The organism is Okeania sp. SIO2F5 (assembly GCF_010692685.1).
GTDB lineage: Bacteria > Cyanobacteriota > Cyanobacteriia > Cyanobacteriales > Microcoleaceae > Okeania > Okeania hirsuta.
Window position 1 is genome coordinate 1 of the sequence record NZ_JAAHGU010000052.1, and the last position, 18,736, is coordinate 18,736.

General features: G+C 33.4%; 14 protein-coding genes. 4 read left to right on the forward strand and 10 right to left on the reverse strand.

Annotation, left to right across the window (positions count from 1 at the left end):
* Nucleotides 1-122: 122 nt before the first annotated feature.
* From F6K27_RS17230 to F6K27_RS17260, 7 genes are all read right to left on the reverse strand, one after another.
* Nucleotides 123-1,334: a CHAT domain-containing protein gene (locus tag F6K27_RS17230; RefSeq protein WP_287277015.1), complete on the reverse strand. Its 1,212-nt coding sequence runs from the start codon at nt 1,332-1,334 to the stop codon at nt 123-125.
* A gap of 139 nt (nt 1,335-1,473) precedes the next feature.
* Nucleotides 1,474-1,665: a hypothetical protein gene (locus F6K27_RS17235; RefSeq protein ID WP_287277017.1), complete on the reverse strand. Its 192-nt coding sequence runs from the start codon at nt 1,663-1,665 to the stop codon at nt 1,474-1,476.
* 174 nt (nt 1,666-1,839) lie between these two features.
* Nucleotides 1,840-3,930: an amylo-alpha-1,6-glucosidase gene (locus tag F6K27_RS17240; RefSeq protein WP_287277020.1), complete on the reverse strand. Its 2,091-nt coding sequence runs from the start codon at nt 3,928-3,930 to the stop codon at nt 1,840-1,842.
* Nucleotides 3,931-4,704: 774 nt separating this feature from the next.
* Nucleotides 4,705-6,432 carry a hypothetical protein gene (locus F6K27_RS17245; protein ID WP_287277022.1) on the reverse strand — a complete coding sequence of 576 codons (1,728 nt, stop codon included), beginning with the start codon at nt 6,430-6,432 and terminating at the stop codon, nt 4,705-4,707.
* A 705-nt stretch (nt 6,433-7,137) separates the two neighbouring features.
* Nucleotides 7,138-7,545, reverse strand: a complete 408-nt coding sequence (locus F6K27_RS17250) for a hypothetical protein (protein ID WP_124145649.1) — start codon at nt 7,543-7,545, stop codon at nt 7,138-7,140.
* A 268-nt stretch (nt 7,546-7,813) separates the two neighbouring features.
* Complete coding sequence (locus F6K27_RS17255; protein WP_287277023.1) at nt 7,814-9,430, reverse strand: glycosyltransferase family 39 protein; 1,617 nt, start codon at nt 9,428-9,430, stop codon at nt 7,814-7,816.
* A gap of 425 nt (nt 9,431-9,855) precedes the next feature.
* Nucleotides 9,856-11,397: a DUF6798 domain-containing protein gene (locus F6K27_RS17260; protein ID WP_287277025.1), complete on the reverse strand. Its 1,542-nt coding sequence runs from the start codon at nt 11,395-11,397 to the stop codon at nt 9,856-9,858.
* Between the two features lie 310 nt (nt 11,398-11,707).
* Between F6K27_RS17260 and F6K27_RS17265 the strand changes: the two genes are divergently transcribed.
* The 4 genes from F6K27_RS17265 (at nt 11,708) to F6K27_RS17280 (ending at nt 13,211) form a co-directional block, all read left to right on the forward strand.
* Nucleotides 11,708-12,049 carry an IS630 transposase-related protein gene (locus tag F6K27_RS17265; RefSeq protein ID WP_287277026.1) on the forward strand — a complete coding sequence of 114 codons (342 nt, stop codon included), beginning with the start codon at nt 11,708-11,710 and terminating at the stop codon, nt 12,047-12,049.
* Between the two features lie 36 nt (nt 12,050-12,085).
* The gene (locus F6K27_RS17270; RefSeq protein WP_287277028.1) at nt 12,086-12,229 is read left to right on the forward strand and encodes a hypothetical protein; all 144 of its coding nucleotides are present in this window, start codon (nt 12,086-12,088) and stop codon (nt 12,227-12,229) included.
* Nucleotides 12,230-12,355: 126 nt separating this feature from the next.
* Nucleotides 12,356-12,556, forward strand: a complete 201-nt coding sequence (locus tag F6K27_RS17275) for a transposase (RefSeq protein WP_287277030.1) — start codon at nt 12,356-12,358, stop codon at nt 12,554-12,556.
* Between the two features lie 100 nt (nt 12,557-12,656).
* Nucleotides 12,657-13,211 (forward strand): hypothetical protein, encoded by a 555-nt coding sequence (locus F6K27_RS17280; RefSeq protein ID WP_287277032.1) that lies wholly within the window; start codon nt 12,657-12,659, stop codon nt 13,209-13,211.
* Between the two features lie 108 nt (nt 13,212-13,319).
* Here the strand turns inward: F6K27_RS17280 and F6K27_RS17285 are convergent, their stop codons facing one another.
* The 3 genes from F6K27_RS17285 to F6K27_RS17295 form a co-directional block, all read right to left on the reverse strand.
* A complete protein-coding gene (locus F6K27_RS17285) occupies nt 13,320-15,221 on the reverse strand; it encodes a hypothetical protein (RefSeq protein WP_287300898.1) in 1,902 nt (633 codons plus the stop codon).
* A 390-nt stretch (nt 15,222-15,611) separates the two neighbouring features.
* Complete coding sequence (locus F6K27_RS17290; RefSeq protein WP_287277035.1) at nt 15,612-17,159, reverse strand: glycosyltransferase family 39 protein; 1,548 nt, start codon at nt 17,157-17,159, stop codon at nt 15,612-15,614.
* A gap of 598 nt (nt 17,160-17,757) precedes the next feature.
* Entirely contained in the window at nt 17,758-18,732 is a 975-nt protein-coding gene (locus tag F6K27_RS17295; RefSeq protein WP_124145640.1) for a lysylphosphatidylglycerol synthase transmembrane domain-containing protein, read from the reverse strand.
* Nucleotides 18,733-18,736 lie beyond the last annotated feature (4 nt).

Consider the following 18,736-nt stretch of genomic DNA (forward strand, 5'->3'; position numbering starts at 1 on the left):
ACGCATCCTTAAAACTTTAACCTTTAGCGATCGCCTAATTTATGAAAAATACAGCTCATACAGTTACTTTTATGTTACATTATCAATATTTATGTAATATGTAAAGATGCCAGCGCTCATTGCTATAATACTCCCAACCTATCATCTAACTTAAAAGCACGGAGACAATTTTGTAACTGACGGCGACGACCCACAAAATCTTGACGAGTTGCCACCCTAAGTCTACCTTCTGGGTCTCTAAATTCAATAGTTTTCTGGTAACGGGGTGCAGGTTTCCTACCTGGTTTTCTCAAGGGAGTTACTAATACTCCCGGTAAACTACCCGCCACATAAAGTCGTAATTTATGCCAGTCTCTAGCATTAACCTTAATTAATTCCTGGTAAGTTTCTGCTAATGCTTCAGTTACTTTATTGCCAGAAGACAACCCCTGATATAGCTTTGCTGCTACTGTTGTTGCGTCTGTATCTAATACGCGATCGCCCCATCCTAAAACTGCTGTTGCACCTTGACTTAATAAAGATTCTGCCATTGACGGAATATTTTCCTGATGTGAATATCCACTCCGACAACCCGATAAAAAAATTAGTTTCGGGTGCTGAAATTGTAATTCTGTGGCAATATCTTCCGCACTACTATATTCTGCATCTCCATATTCTGTCTCAGTAATAAAGCAAGGTTTGTTATCCTCAAAAGTTGCATGACCTGTGAGATGAACAACATCAAAAAAATTCTCTTCCTGACTTTCCACCAGATAACCTAACTCAGTCAAACAACCACTTTCTTCTACTTCTAAATATAGAGGTGTTCTTTTAGTTGCCTCTAAAATACTTCCCTCCTCCGCTTCAAAATCAAGTTCAGGAAAATCGTCTCTAGTATTGCGGGGGGAACTTGCCATAAACACAACATTTAATGCTCGGTTATGAGGTTGATTTTGAAAATAAATTTGTTGACTATCTGTCATCCAACGAACAGGAATAATGGCAGGTTTACGCTGAACTAAAAATCCATTATCATCATGGAGCAATTCCCAAGGTAAATGAGCTAATCTTTCTGAGGTAGAAATTGCTAAGACAATTCCTTCCCGTCGATACTTATTGAGTTCTCTTTGCAAAATACGGTCATTTCCATCCAACCAATTATAAAGTCTTTGACCAGTTTTGGCGTAGTCGTCTGGCAGTCTTGTGTAATAACCTCTCTCTAACTTTTCAATTAGAGCAGAAATTTCTGTCAGAGATAATTGATAAGATTGGTAATCGTTAGGATGATTCCAAAAGTGTCGAAATTCAGTATAATTATCTCCTATTAATTTCAAGTTTAGGTGTAGAATTTGCATAGCTATTTTCTCAGAAACTTTCCAAAATATCTTTGATTTGTTCTACAGTTGCATCCTTCAGTAAAAGTAGTTTTTCTCCAGAAACAATTTCGATCTTATTTAATTTTTTCTCATGTTTTTTTAAACACTGAAAAATCTTCTATGCAATGGTCAGAGTATTATTAATAATGACAGAAGTTCCTGCACCAATTCCAACTATTGTCGCGATGGTTGCTAAAAGATCTGCTCTTTCATTACCAACTATTTCATAACTACCTTCTATACCTTCAATTGCCAGAATTTCTTCAATAACTTGGACAGCATCTAAACCATCAATGGCTATTTTAAGCATTGTTCAACTCACTAACTTTTTTGGTTTGATTATAACAAATAGCTAAAATGGTACGTTACGACGGATTGTTAAATGCCTTTGAGAGCTTATATTTTTGCCGTCTAACGCACCCTACTGGAGTACTTTCTAACTCATTTGATGAATAATTATTAATTATTAATTATTCATTATTCATTATTCATTAATTACTGACCACGCTCGTAAAACTTCTGCAACACTCCACGCTTGAGCAATACAACCACGGGGTGTCATCGGTTCATTACCATCAAAAATTTCACTGATATTGCCAATACCATGCACCATTAAATGTTCTGCCATCGGTTTTAATAACTCCTCAACTTTTGCTTGGTTGTTATAAATTCGTAGATGCGCTACAGCATAATGACCAATCAACCAACCCCAGACAGTACCTTGATGATAAGCACCATCTCTTTGATAAATATCACCTCCATAAACACCTTTGTATTCAGGATCGTCACTAGCTAAACTGCGTAACCCATAAGGAGTTAATAGCTTGTATGTGCATATATCCATCACTTGTTTTTCCTGCTCTGGAGTTAGTAGAGGTGGATAACTAAATTTCCCGATCGCTGGTAATGATAAGGCAAATATTTGATTAGGTCGCAAAGCAGCATCATTACCATTCGGTGTATCAAGTACATCGTAACAATAACCTTTCTCTTGATTCCAGAAACGAGCAAAACCCTTTTCCTTTATCAACCTTGCCAACCTTTCATAATCTAGATTATCCTTACCCAACTGTTGGGCAAACTTATCCATGATTTGCAGAGCATTATACCAAAGCGCACTAATTTCAATGGGTTTACCAATACGCGGTGTCACTACCCAATCACCTACTTTGGCATCCATCCAAGTAATCTGTGAACCTGTTTCTCCGGCATAAATTAAACCATCGTCAGTATCCAACTGAATATTGTAGCGGGTGCCTCGGCGATAGTAGTCAATGATTTCTGCTAAAGTTGGAAACAATTCTACTAAAAGTTGGCGATCGCCTGTAGCTTCATAATATGCACGAACTGCTTCAAAATACCAAAGTGTGGCATCTACAGTATTATAATCTGGTGTACTACTACCGTCGGGGAAGCGGTTTGGCAACATTCCTTGGTCAACATACTCAGCAAAGGTGAACAGAATAGACCGGGCGACATCAAATTGTTTTGTACAAATAGTTAAACCAGGTAAACTAATCATTGTATCGCGACCCCAGTCTTCAAACCAATGATAACCTGCAAGGATAGTTTTGCCGTATGGATGTTTGGACGATTTGCGATCAACAATAAATTGGTTAGCTGCTAATACTAATTGGTCGATCCAGTCTGGTGTTATTTTGGCTGTAGGTTGAGCTTTTGTCTGGGTAAATGATTTCCAGAATTTAATGACTGGATTTTTGACTTCTGAGTTAGATGTTTTGGTAGTGGCAAATTTTTGGATTATTTGTTGTTCGTAATTATGATGAAAAGCTAGTTCTCTCTCGCCATTAGTAGTAGCATTTTCTTTTGTGCTGGCAACTATTGTTAGAGATTTACCTACTTCAATTTGTGCATTAAAGGTGACAGCGTGTAGGTGGTCTTCTAATTCTTGTTGACCGCGATATTTTTCTACTGCTAAATTAAATCCGTAATACCAATTATTGGCAGGTGTGGATACTAATTTTTTGTCATCTCGATGAGTATCTGTCAGAAGATATAAGGGTGTTGCTTCAGGAAAAGCTCGTATACAGATTCCCTTTTTAATGTTTTCGGTGCTGATTTGCCAATCTTGAGCGTTGGTATGATGATGATGATCGCGATGGTTAATTAATGCTTTAATTTCCAAGTTTAAGGGTTGACTACCATTGCGCAAATTATAATGAATATAGGTGGTGTTTTCTCCTTGTTCCATCCAGATCCGCTTTTCCAATACCACATCTGCAAATGTAAATTTCCATACTGGTATTGTTCCTTCTAGGTGGAAGCTTTCTGTTTGTTGATAACCTTCTGGGTTTGCTGTGCCATCAGCCCAACGGTTACAGTAAAGAGGATAGTCTAGACCTTTATACTTGGCAGTTTCATCTAGTTTTGTTAGCAATAATGTACGCCCTAATGGGGGTTTGAGAGCTGCTATGAGTAATCCATGATAGCGACGGGTTAGGATGTTAGCTACTGTGCCAGAAGCGTAGCCTCCAATACCGTTTGTTACTAACCATTCGCAGGATTCAGCTATGTTGAGATTACTACAAGTTTCTTGATCGAAACTGATGACCATAAAATCAAATATTCACAATATATAAGTGCAGAGGTTTTTGTTAAAACCCGATTTCTTTATATCATAAAGGAAGAGGTAAGAAGGAAGAGGCAAGAAGGAAGGAGAAAGGAGAAAAAAGAAGAGAATAAGCAAAATACTAATACTAATTTTCTTAATTTTTTAGACAATCCAGAAGCAATATTTTAGGTACAAAATTCTATTGATTTGAAACTGGTTTGAGTTTCCAACCACACTGATGATTTTTGGTTCTACTATTTCTTTGTTGAATAAAAAGTCATGCGTATGGGCGAGTGACACCTAATAATAAAAGTGTATCAGAATTTTTGGTACCGCGCAACCCTAATTCCCTTCCGCCGCGCCACTTTTTTAGATCTCCACAAAATGACAAAATGTGATTATTTCTAATTCTCTGTATTGCGATCGCCGATCAAAACATGATTTTTAGTTGAATAAAAAGTCATGCGTATGGGCGAGTACCACCCAATAACAAAAGTGTATCAGAATTTTTGGTACCGTGCAACCCTAATTCCCTTCCGCCACGCCACTTTTTTAGAGCTTCACAAAATGACAAAATGTGATTATTTCTAATTCTCTGTATTGCGATCGCCGATCAAAACATGATTTTTAGTTGAATAAAAAGTCATGCGTATGGGCGAGTACCACCCAATAACAAAAGTGTATCAGAATTTTTGGTACCGCGCAACCCTAATTCCCTCCCGCGCCGCTTTTTTTTTTAGTGCTTAATGCAATGAAAAATCTAGTAATTTCTTTTATTTAAGATTGAAGCTCTAAAATACATTTTGCTTCTAATAAAACTAAGTCTGGAATATCTAGAACTTGACAACTTTTCTGAACATTTAACAAACTGGGAACGACACCATTTTCCATCTGCATCTTAACTACAGCAGCAGCAGTATTATTTAATTGTCTAAGACGATGATTTTTCGTGACATATTCTAAAGTCAACCCTTGAGAATCTAATAACCAAAAATCAATTCCATATTTTTCAATAAAATTTTGTACCTGTTTTAAATCAGGACTATATTGTGCTTGGATTAAATCCTTAGCTCGTTGTTTTATTTCCCGATAATATCCCTGATGATAAGGTAAAGCATATTCCGAACCTACTAATATTGAACGTTGAGCAAAAGTAGGAATATTATTAGCTTCTAATGCTAAAGAAGCAACCCGAATATCTGAAGGTTGTTGGGCTAAATATTCATAAAGTTGGGGTACTTTTCCCACAACATAATTAGTCACAGGAAAGTTGTTGGTTAAAGCTGGATATAAAAGGAGGAGAATTAGCACTATATATATAGATATAGTTTTGATTTTGGCTACTGGTTTTGTTTTCGAGGACTGGTTGAGTAGACGAAATTTGTGCCAGACAAAATCAATTATCAAAGTGAAGGCTATGCCACCCGCTAAAGCCATAATTATTCTGAGACTATGTTGACTGTAACGACTGGGATGATGTAACCGAAATAGTAAAAAGTGAGCAGCTAAAAATATTCCGGTTGATGCTAATAATAATTCTGGTAAAAGGATTATTTTATGAGTGATTTTTTTGGGTAGGGGGAAGTATTTTGAAAAATATTTTAAGCTTAATAAAATGAGTAATAATCCTGCCCAAACTTGAGGAGGTAAGAAAGATTGAGATAACCATTCTGGGGGGATAATGCCTGAGCGATCGCCTGTTAACCAAAAGTCAAAACTATTATTTGAAAAGAAGGAAGCTCTACCCCCTGGCCAGAATTCCGGTAAATTTTTAGCTTCAGCTAATGTAATAATCGGACTATATTCGGAGGTATTCAAAGCATAGGGTAAAAGTACGAAAAAACCTGTAGTTAAACCAATAGCTAAAATGATAAATTTTGGGCGACTTCGGAAGTGGATAAAATCTAAGACTAAGACAGCAAGACAGAGTAAAACTCCTTGGGGATAAAATAATCCGAGCAGAGCGATCGCTACAGCAATTCCTAACCAAGAATGTCTGAGGAAATAGTATAAAAATGCCAAAAATAAAGGATAGAAAAATGCTCTGGGGGTAGCGGAGATTAAGTCATCTTTTAGCCAGAGATTTTGATTCAAAAATAATGTGCTGAGAAACCCGGCAATTGGCACTGGGAATATTTCTATTTCTACCCTAAAACAATAGGCAGTTGTGATTAATCCTAATACGATTGGCAGAAATTTATTTAATAGTAAAGGTGAAATGCCGATGAGGGAAAATAATTTATAAAAATAGGTATATCCGGTGGGAGCAACAGATTGAAAATAGTCAGCAATAATATCGTTAGGAAAAAGTTCGGGATTGAGAAATCTTGCCATCCAAAAAACGTGGGAGCGAGCATCATCCTGGACTACATATTCATTACTAAAAGCGGGAATAATTCCTAAAATTCCACAAATTGCTGCTAAACCCAGACTTAAATAAAACCAAAATCTGACTGGAGTGGGTGCAGTTAAAAACTTATGCAAATTAATTTTTCCATAGTCCATAGATAGTTACAAAAAAATAGTTGTCAACTACTAAATTCCTATAAAAACAGCAAAAAAAATTATTTCCAGACAAAAAGTGACGGTACTCTAAAGATAAATTCTGACCTAATATAGCAACCGCCATAACTGTCGCCATAACTGTTAGGACGCTTGACGCAAGATAAATTCTATTCTGTGTGAGAATTGATTTGATTTTTGATTTTTAGAGATGTCTATTCATTTTGACTCCTGACTTCTAAGAAATAACCTAGTTATTTGTAGCAAATATTTATCAAATTGGTGTAAGACAGAGAAATATTTTTCTCACTGTTCCTTGTTGTAGAGTAGTACCAAAGTTTCTAAAGATTCTATGAAGACAAACACTTCGTATCTATATAAAAATACCATAAGTAAAACTTATAGTAATGAACGTATTTATGTTGTTACACGGTTTTTACTTCTATGAATAATTAATAAAAATCAATATTATTTTGCTAATAAATAAAATTGTGACTCTCAACAATTCAGATATTAAATCTAAAAAACTGGAGAGTATTGTGTATGAATAATTATGTTAATTTGACACTTAGAATCAAGCAAATATGATAATAAAACCGTCAAAGTAAATAAACTATAACCCCGCGCTTCTTGAGCATATAAGACCAAAATTGGAGAAGTTGCCGTCAGAGCGATTGCTACTTCTCCAACTAATGATTTATTAAATAATTATCGGCATAACCAATAAACACAAGGAAATACTAACAAGCTAACTACAGCAGAAAAACTTCTGATTACTTCTATAGAGTTATCAAATAATTTTACCCACCATCTCAAAAGTATAAAATATATGGGAACCTGTTCGGGATTTTCTGTTGCTAAAGAGTTAATGGTACTAATAAAAGTTTTGTTAGAGTCGATATTTAGATATTGTTGTAAATTTTCCTGCTCGACTACACCAGATTTTTTCAGAATGTCAGAAAAATTTTCTTTTGTATAGCCAGCTATTCTTACAGAAGTAATTATCTCATCGTGCCAGTAAACTTTTCGGTCAATATTGATGAATCCGAAGTAGACTCCTAAGATTAAGATGATTATAATTAAGACTCTTAACCAATGAAAGTAAGATTTTTGCATCGAATATTCTGAGGTTTAAGTAATACCATTTCTCAAAAACTTTTCAACCCGTATCTTGAGTAGGGGAGTAGGGAACTAACCCCTAACCCCTCCCAAGAGGGGAAGTAAGGGAGTAGTCAACATAATAATAATTAATGCACTCCTAGGGTGCTAATTATCAAAAAAGTGATAAGGCTAGTGTTAATTACTTAATAATTGAAGTACTACCTAAGTATAGCTTTAATGCATGGTAATTGGTATAAATATTTATCCTGAATAACTACTTGATTTATTTCCGCTGACTCTTTTTTTCTGATGCTTTTAAAATCCAGAGTTCTCCACTGTTATGAACTAATTCTAGTGGGGAGTTTTCTTGTGTTTCTAATCCTGAAATTAAACTCCATTCTGGGCGAAATACAAACACATGACTAAAACCATCAGGAATTTCTGGTATATCACCCACTTCAACAAATTTAAATTTAACTTGAGGATTAAGTAAATAACTTAGAGAAGCTAATCTCAGGGAATGATTACTAATTACAAGTGGGTTGTTTGTTTGGTTAATTATTTTTGCTACTTGAGGGTCATAATAACTACTATATTTATGCCACCAAGTTTCTGCTTGGGAACTAATTCCACAAGATATTACTCCTACAGAAATTAGAGTAACTGTTACTATTTGCCAAAGTTTATATTGAACTTGGTTACTAAAGTTGGTTAAATTAGTAGCCAAAAGATAAGCAACGGATATTTGAATTCCTAAGTAAGTAGGGATGAAATAACGAGGAATAGTTGAACGTTGTCCCCCAGAGATTAAATCGGGAATTATCAAAGTTATAGGAGTTAATAATATCAAGGTTAAAATGAATATACTTACTGATTTAGGTGCATTCCGACAAATAAAATAAATTGAGTATATGACTAAGACTACAGTTATCAATAATAGATACGGCCAGATTGTATTGAGACTTAATAAAGCATCATTATCAAAAACAATATTTTTGACATCAAATAATCTTTCTGGAGAGCCAATTTGAATATCAATAAAAGTAAAACCTAAATTAATCAACCATCTTTTCAACAAGGTTAATAAAGGTGCTGCTTGAGATACCCATTTTGTGCCATCGAAATGCTCAATTATTACTATTAGCCATGGTAAAAAAATTAAAAATCCAGAAACAGATGCTAGGAGATAAGATTTTGATTTTTTGGTTAATTTTAGTTTTTCGATTAAAAGTATATATAATCCATGACCCAAGACTACTAATATGGAAAAAAGATGAGTATATAACGCAAAGATTAAACTTACTGTGTAAATTTTCCAGTTACGTTTAGTGGGGATTTTCATTGCCCGAAGTAAGGCAATACTTGATAATAAAATTGTGACTGTAAATAAACTATAAACCCGTGCTTCTTGAGCATATAATACTGAAATTGGAGAAACTGCCGTCAGAGCGATCGCTATTTCTCCAACTAATGGTTGATTGAACAATTCTCGGCATAACCAGTAAATACAAGGAAATATTAATAAGCTGGTCAAAGCTGAGAAACTTCTGGTTACTGCTACAGAATGACCAAATAATTTTACCCACCATCTGAGCAGTACAAAATAAATCGGCAAATGTTCGGGGTTTTCTGTTGCTAAAGAGTTGATAGTATTAATGACATTTTTATTAGGGTTAGTTCCTTGATACTGCTGGAAAAATTTCCCACTAATTATGCCAGCTTCATCGGTTATATCTTCTAATTCGCCCCTAGTATAACCAGCAATTCTTAAGGAGGTAATTGTTTCATCGTACCAGTAAACTTTGCGGTCAATATTTATGAATCTGAAACATATTCCTAAGATTAAGGTAATGGCAATAAATATTTTTAGCCAAGTAAAATAAGGTTTTTTATAGAACATTAAATCAGTTATCAGTTATCAGTTATCAGTACCTCCTGTAATAAGGAGGCAAGAAAATACGGAATCTTCTTTTTCTCTTTGTCTCATAGGTATGGCTCCGAGACCTCGCCATTCCACCCTACGGAAAGCTGCAAAGATTAACCGCTTTTTATCCTCTTAAAAGAAGAAGCTTCAGACTTAAATTTTTCGGTGATATATGGTAGGTTTTACGTTCAATTTCATTAGTAATTTAAACCTCACTGACTTCTGACTCCTAATAAAGAACCTAGTCTGCTGTAATTATTTTTTTGCTTTCCCTAGATTAATTAGAGATTTTTCAGCATTTTTTGTTAGTAATTTTTTTGAACTTTATCAAACAGGGAATATTTTGTCAATGATAACTGTTTATATAAAGGAAGAAAAGAAGAAAAATTTTTCAATAGTAGCTATTTTTCAATAATTTGATACATCTTATATAAATTATCGATATAAGTTCTTTCTACTCCTGAACATTGAATAGAATCATCATTTTTAATAATTATATGAGTTATCTGATATTTATCAATTAAATTTTGCAAAGCCTGACATTTAGCTATGGCAAAATTATCATAAAACTGCTGTGCCATTAATAATCTATTGTGCCATTCAATAACTTCTGTATCTTTGTAGGGATGAGATTTAAGATTAATCAAAATTGGCGCACCTGTAGCAATTCTAAAATCAACGAATTTTCCAGAAGCGTAAGGAACTAAATATATATCTCCCGCCTGTTTATTTTCTTTGACATATTCCATAATAATTGGCGTATCTTTTTGATTAATAGTTAGCTTTTCTAGTTGTATTCCCACTCCTGACAATATGAACAGATATATTCCTACTAAACTGCCAATTTCAAGTGTTTTTTTGTATTTCATAATTTGAGGATAATATCTATCAAAAATAACAGCCACAATATAGGCACTTATCATACAAGTAGAAATCGGAACTAAAAAAGCGGATACTCGCCAAGGGGTAAGAAACGCCAAAGTATTACTGACAGAAATTATTTGAATTATTGTCAGAATAGTAGCTGTGGCAAAGGGCAAAAATAAGATAAAAAATAGTCTAGTTTTGCGGAGGAGATAGAGAGCGATCACTACTACTAAGATTTGAATTGGGGCGGCAGGTTCAGTTAACCAAATATCGGGGAAGGAATGATGGGGAATTCGATTTACAAGTAAGCTTTCAGAAATTTGAAAAAGCTCTGGAGACGTGGGTCTAAAAGTAATAGTCATATAACTGACTACTGGTAATACAGATATAAATGAAACGACAGCTATTAATAATGATTTTTTGAGATTATTTTCATTTTTATAAGTGAGAATCAGATAAGCTAAAGTGAGTAAAGCTGCACTAGGGAAATATGTGGGATGAAAGGTTGCAGCTATTCCTAAAGCTAAGACTGCTAAAAAAGGTTTTTTTCTGAGAAAGGCATATATAGAAAAGATAATTAAGACTCCAAATGTACAGGGTTGAAAATATCCACCGAGAATATATTGTTCGGCTAAACCATAGTGGAGATGTACATGAGTTTTAAAGTCAAATATTCTAATTTGTAGACAGTGGATAGTCAGGAGCAGGAGAAAATAAATTAGTAGTTTGAGTCGGGAAGTATTAATTTTAAAAATTACTGAAGCAATGCCAAGCATACTGTAAATATAGATGCCAAAAATGAGGATGTAATAAAAGTAGAAAAAGTTTTCATGAAAGTAAGTGTAAGTAATTTGAACTAAAAAAGTAAAAGCGGGTAAAGGGTCGAGTCTATTAGCTAACCAATCTTGGTTTAAATAACCTAAATCAGCTTTAGCTAATCCTTGTAAAAATTTAGTATGTTGATTTGAGGTATATAGAGGGTCTTGAGTATAGGAAATTCCGAAAATTAAGCCTAATATAAAAATTTGAGCTATCGGATTGAGGATTTTATCTTTCAAAGTGTTAATTTTCACCATTTCATTACCTTAAAGAAGGAAGAAGTAAAAAGTGGATAGGGATACTGAAAAGTTACTACTTCATGGAATTAACCCTAACTAATTATAGACACCGTGTAGATATAAGGTATTAAATCCAGATAGAATTCATATAGAAAAGATAATACTAGAAAATTTACAACTGATAACTGAAATAACACCATATTGTAAATTTATTTAGAAGTTAATCTTAATCTCTGTTGCCCAAAAACATAGAACTATAGTCGTTTAACTTAAGGATGAGAAAAAAATAGGGTAAAATACTCAAATAGAATTGAGGAGAGTTTAAAGAATGAGTTATAGTTTAGACTTAAGAAAAAAAGTGATAGATTACGTAGAAAGCGGTGGTAAAATCACCAAAGCAGCGAAACTCTTTGGAATAGGAAGAGCATCCATATATAGATGGTTAGATAGGGAAGAACTTGAAGCCACAAAAGTAAGGAATCGTCACAGAAAACTAGATATAAAAGAATTAGAAAAAGATATAAAAGAAAATCCACAAGCAAAACTTAAACTCATAGCAGAAAAATTTGGAGTCAGTACAACAGCAATTTGGGGTGCCCTGAAAAAAATAAAAATAACTAGAAAAAAAAAGAACTGCGTTATAGACAAAGCAATAGAAAAGAAAGAATAAAATATGATAGCTCCTGGAGAGAATTAATAAAAATATATGGAAGTCAAAGTAAGGGTATATATTGATGAATCAGGATTTGAGGAGGAAAGCAGTTGTATTTATGCTTGGTCAAAAACAGGTAAGAAAATTGATGGAGACAGACAAGGAAAGGGAGGAAAAAGAGAACACCTATTAGGTTAGAGAAGAAAAAGAAAAAAGGACCTAATTGCCCCAATGATATTCACAGGAAGTTTAAATGCAGAAGGCTTTGAAGGCTGGCGATAAAAATATTTATTAGTCTCATGAGAAATTCCTTGAGTATTAATTATGGATAATGCTCCAATCCATGGCAAAAATATAATTAGAGAAATGGTAGAAGAAACGGAACATCAAGTAATATTCCTCCCCAAATATTCTCCTGATTTAAATAACATTGAACATGATTTTAGTGCATTAAAGAGAGCCAGAATGTATGGCGATTCACATAAATCTTTAGATGAAATTATGCGTGATTATTGTATAGTTTAATGTCTCATTCTTAAGTTAAATAACTATATATAGCCGATCGAGCGATAAATTTTTGTATAATTTTCAAGAAGTCTACTAAATATTTATCTGATGATAAGCCATGTCAAAAAAAATTAATCTTCCTGAACCTATAGGTTTTATTTTTGCCTTTGTATTAGGATTATATTTGTTATTTGGTTCTGAACTGACAACCCTAAAATGTAAACGCTTCCAGTTAAACCAAAAAGTAACCTGTGAAGTTACTTATTTTGGCTTGCTTGGAAAACGTATTACTGAAATTATTCCAGGACAGCTTCAAGGTGCTAAAAAAAAGCGAATGGGTCATAAACGAAAGAGTGGATATGGAGTATTTCTTTTGACTGAATATGATGAAATTCCAATACAAGAAGCTTTTTCTGCTTCAAGTGAATTAGTAGCTACTCAAAAAGTAGAGCAGGTTAATAATTTTATTAACAACCCAGAGCAAATTTCGCTTGAAATGCTACAGCATCCTAACTGGTTTATAGTTTTTTGGGGAATTATATTTGTTATTTCGCCTATGTTATCATTGGTACTTATGTTGTTAGGATCTGGAGAAAGGAAATCTAGCATCCGGAGAATTCAAAGAGAACTTTCCTATCCTTATCATGAGGATGAAAAATCAGATATAAGTTAGCTATAAGCGAGTTTAAATTTAACAAAAGAATAGCAAAAATGTAATCTTGATAACGATAAATTAAATATAGAAGAAAAAGGTTGCTAATTTCAGTATTTTTCTTATTGCTTATTCAAGCAAAATACATTTACTTTCCAAAACCCATAATTTTTCTGTTTCTAAAACTGAACATTTATCTATAGTGCCAACTATGGCAGGAATAGTTCCATTTTGGAGGTTAATTCCAATCTGATTTCCCATTTGATGATACCACTGTCTCAACCAACGATTCTTCAGAACATATTTTGGCATAAATGCTTGACGATCTAAGATTAAAAAATCTATTTCATAAGTATTGATAAAATTCTGAATCAATTGAATATCTGAATGATACTGAGCAAAAATAAATTCTGTAGCTCGTTGTTTAATTTGATTGTAATAACCGAGATGATAGGGAATGGCATATTCCCAGGCAAACAATACCGAACGTTGAGAAAATGTAGGGATATAATTCACCTCTTCTGAGAGAGAAGCAATGAGAATATCTTTTGGTTGTTGAGCAAAAAATTCATAAATTTCTGGAGATTTACCTTTTTGATAATCAAGGTCAAAAAAATTTTTCCACAAGCTAAAATTACCAATAAGTAAAATCCCTAAAAATCCCATAAAAATTAATCCTGCAACTATTCTACTTTTGTCGGATGGTTGTTGAGTTACCCACTGAAAGACGGCATCTAAAATTATGCACAAAACAACGGCAGTTGCTATAGCTAAAATTATCCGAAAACTATGATTTGTGTAACGACTTGGTAAATGTAACTTGAATAATAAAAGATGAGCTGCCACGAATAAAACTACACCAGCAAAAAAAATCTGAACTAACAATTTAATATTCGGTGTTATTTTTTGAATTAAAGGTGGTCTTGTCAGAAAAATTCTTGCCCCATCAAAGTTATGGGTTTTATCTTCTTCCTTCTTCCCTCTTCCTTCTTCCTTCTTCTTGCTTCCCTCTTCCTTCTTCCTTCTTCCCTCTTCCTTCTTCCTTCTTCTTGCTTCCCTCTTCCTTCTTCCTTCTTCCTTCTGAAAAAGTATTGGCAAAAATAATCCAAGTATTAATATGTGAGGCAGAAATAATTGTTGAGGTAAAATGCCACTACGACTGCCGAAGATGAAAAAATCCCAAGAATTTTGTAAGAAAAAAACACTTCTACCAGCTGCACCAAATTCTGGCAAAACTTTTGCTTGGGATGCTGTAATTACAGGTTCATAATTACTAGAATTTAAAGCATAAAAGAAAATTACCAACAAACTTAATCCTAAACCTACTCCACTAAATAGATAATCCTGTGGACTTTTGCTCAGACAAAACCGCCTTTTTTCCCAATTTAAAAGTCTAATAATTAAAATCAAAGCAGTCAGGATAACGTATTGAGGATAAAATAATCCCAATAGAGCGATCGCTACTAAAAATGGAACTAATGATTTTCGCAATAAATAGTATAAAACTGCCAGAAATAAAGGATATAAAAAAGCTCTTGGTGTGCCAGAAGCTATATCATCTTGAAGCCAGATATTTTGACTTAATAATACTGAGGCAATAAAACCAGCAAAAGGTATGGGCAATATCTGAAAAAAAATTCCAAAACAGTAGGCACCAGTTATCAAACTTAAAGGTAATGGTAATAATTTATTCAGGAAAATTGGGTCTATTCCTACTTGGGCAAATAACCAATAGAAAATTTTATAACCCCATGGTGCAACAGACTGAAAATAATCAGCAATTAAGTCGTTGGGAAATAATTCTGGGTCTAAAAAACGACGCATCCAAAAAACGTGCTGTCGTGCATCGTCTTGCACAATATATTCTTCACTAAATGCTTGTTGAAGTGCTAATAAGCTATATATTGCTGCGAAGGTTAAGCTGAGAATTAGCCAGAATATTTTCTGATTTGTTTTTGGGGTATTTGATGGGATTAAAATTTGTTTAAGCTTTTGGATATACATGATTTTGTAGTAACGGTGTAGATTCAAAGCGTGCCTTGCTGACAGCCTGCCTCAACCTTATTTTTACTATGTTATATTGATTTATGGTAATTGCTTATCTATAGCGCTACGCGCTAGGGAATAACGAAATAATCTGTAGGGACGTTGCATGCAACCTTCCTACCTATTCCTTAAGCACAAAAATCATAGCTAAATTCACCAACACCTTGAAAATTTGTGAGTTATAAAGGGAGTTACCTGAAATTTAAGATATATCCCCCTAGAAATAAATTTTCTACCCCACACTTTCTAGGGTTTTTTAGAATTTTACTTCATACAAATAATTCAAACAAAACTGTATTGTTTTTTTGTTATAGCAAGCAAGGAGTTGGTTAGGACTTATGCGGATGATTAACCTTAGATAAAGAAATGCTTTTCCTACTGTTCCCTGCTATAACTCATATTATATAGATATACATAAGACCCTGGTTTTTCAAAGGTATCCATTCTCAGACCAATTTCATCCAAATAATAATTTAAAAATCTCCTTTCTGCGGGAATATGAGTATGAGAAAATAATAACCAAACTCTTTTATTCCCCCGCAGTTTATCTAAGTCTTTTTCATATCTTGTCATTTCAGCAATTGATAATTCTTGACCGTCATATTTATCTAAGTCATCCACACCAATAATATAATCTCCCTCTTGATAACCATATTTTTCTGCATAATACTGAAACTGATATATACCTCGTTGATAAATATATAAAATGTCTCCTGGTTGCTGATGTTTTTGAATATAATTCAGCACAGGTTTAATTTCTGAATAAGTTCTCGGGTCTTCTATCGAATCAATAGCTTTTGATAAGGGTTTATATAACAATAAGATAACCAATAAAATCCCAATAATTTTTATCGGTCGAGATTTAGGTTTACTCAGAATATAACCTCCACCTGCTGCAATGAGAAAAATTACGAATGGTGTGAGAAATAAAACTAGACGACTCCGAAATGGGTATTGGTGTAAAAAGGATGCTAAAAAAGTTACGAATAATGGAGAAAGTAACAACAACAAAATTTCTTTTCTGCTCAACCAACAAGAAATACAACCTACTAAAAAAAGGATAATAGCTAATCCATCCATCCATTTAGTAAAACCCAAAGGTTTATAGAAAAATTTGCCAAAAGTATCTAACATCCAAATAATATCAAATGGGGAATTAGGAAAACCATCCCCCCAAGAAGTTGTGAGAGTTTCGTTGCCAGTTAAATTTATCAGAGATACAAAATAGAAAATGATAAAACTTAATAACCAACCTGAGTAAATTACTAATAACTGTTTGGTTTGACTAAAGTTTTTATGCCATAAATTAATTAGTAAAGCACTACCCCCAATACTTGCCAAAATCAAGATAGAAGGATGAGAAAACCAAATAGCGATCGCTCCGAGCAAACCAAATTTAATTATTTGACCAAAGTTCAATTTTGCCTTAACCAAAGGTAGTAATAATAGATATAAAAGGAGAGCGATCGCTACATCACTAGAATATTGTTTTACTTCTGCGGAATAGTAGACTAAGTATTCCAAACTGGCAAACAAAATTAAACCGATAGGAATAGCAGATTTAGGAATCAACTTTTTTGCTAATTCATAAAATACAAACAACGAACCTACGCCACAAATAAAAGGAAATAATCGTAGAGCATACTCGTTATTCCCTAATATCTTAACTGCCAATTTTTCTACCATCAAAAAACCAATTGGGGCACCTTGGTCATAATCCAAAGGTTGGAATAATTCCAAATAAGAACGATTGACAATATTCAAAGCCAAAACCGCTTCATCCGCCCAAAGAGAACGATTAGATAAATATTGAACTAACCTTAAAGCTACCCCAAAAGCAATAATTAAATATGGCAGTATTTGATTTTCAAGGAAAAACTTAAAATCTGGTAAACCAAACTTTTTATCCCTAATAATTTCCATGTTAATTCAAAAGTCAAAAGTCAAAAGTAAGATTTTATAGAGCTACAAAACTTTAATTTTACAGTAATTTACCGAAATTATTGAACATTTAAAGTTGAAAGTTATTTGTGACATAGTCAATTCAAAAGTTAAAAGTTAAAAGTTAAAAGTAAGATTTTATAGAGCTACAGAACTTTAATTTTACAGTAATTTACCGAAATTATTTACAGCATATTTCGGGCAAATGAGGTACAAGCTTGAATAGTAAAATCATTGTAGTGCGGGCATCTTGCCCGCGACAGGTGTACCTCATAACAACGGGAAGCGCTTTAACATTTAAAATTTGAAACTATTATACCAATTTGAAAAAAGAATGCTATATTTAAGTGACATTTCAATTATTAAGTAATTAACACAAGCTGAATTTTTTTTCGATAATTATTAGCCATTTATTGTTAATTATTCTTATTTTACCTCTCCCCTACTCCCTCACTCCCCTACTCCCCCGCTGAATAAAATGTACAAAACATTTATCAAATTGGTATTAGTCAAGCTTTTATCTAGAACTAAAAAAAAGCAATGGCTGATGGCTGATTGCTGATTGCTGACAGCTAAATGCTTACTGAGATTTTCTAATATTCTGCATTTTTTCCATAGCCATTAAATATTGTCCGAAAAATGGTAAACCAGCAATTGCTGGTAATACATAACGGGATGTACAAAGTAATCCTAAAGCTGCTCCAACTTCTGTAGAAAAATAAGGTTGATAAAACAGAATAAAAGCAGCATCACGAGTACCAACTCCAGCAAAAGTTAAAGGTAATAATCCAGCCAAAATTGCTAAGGGAGATAATGCTAAACTTGCCAAAAGTGGAACCGAAACATTTAACGCTAGAGTAAAAAACCAAATTTGTAATAAATGCCCGAACCAGATAAATATTGAAGTAGTAGCAATTTTGGTTAATTGTGCTTTGTCGTGCCAAAAATATCTGTGCATTTCTATCCAAGAATGCTCTAAACTATCAATCTTTGAATCTATTTTTTTCGGAGCAATTTTTCGTGCTATTTGAAAAAATATATTGGTAAATTTGCGAGAAGATAATAATAATAATCCAATAATTAATCCTAAAGTGACTCCGGCAGTCATTACCCAAAATAATAAATCTTTTTCTGGATAAACAATCAATCCAAAAGCACACCATATTAACAAAGAAACTAAATCACAAGCCTTTTCAAATATCACTAGAGAAAGAGATAAACTTCCCTCTAAATGTCCTCTTTGTTTCATAAAATAAGCTTTGACAATATCTCCCATTTTTGAGGGTAATATCATATTTAATACACTGGCAGCTAAAATTAATTGATTTGCTTCTCTAAAATTTAGATAAGATGATGATTTACTCCCTCTTTTTGGCATTAATTGTTGTAACCGCCAAGCAGTTAACATTGTCAATGGCGCTATCATACTAACACTGATTACCATCCATACAGGGTGAGAATTTTGGAATACTTTTATCAGTCCAGTAAAATCAATTTTCCAATAGATAGCTGTCAGAATAAGTAAACTGATAATTATAGAAATTAGTCGTTTCATAAGG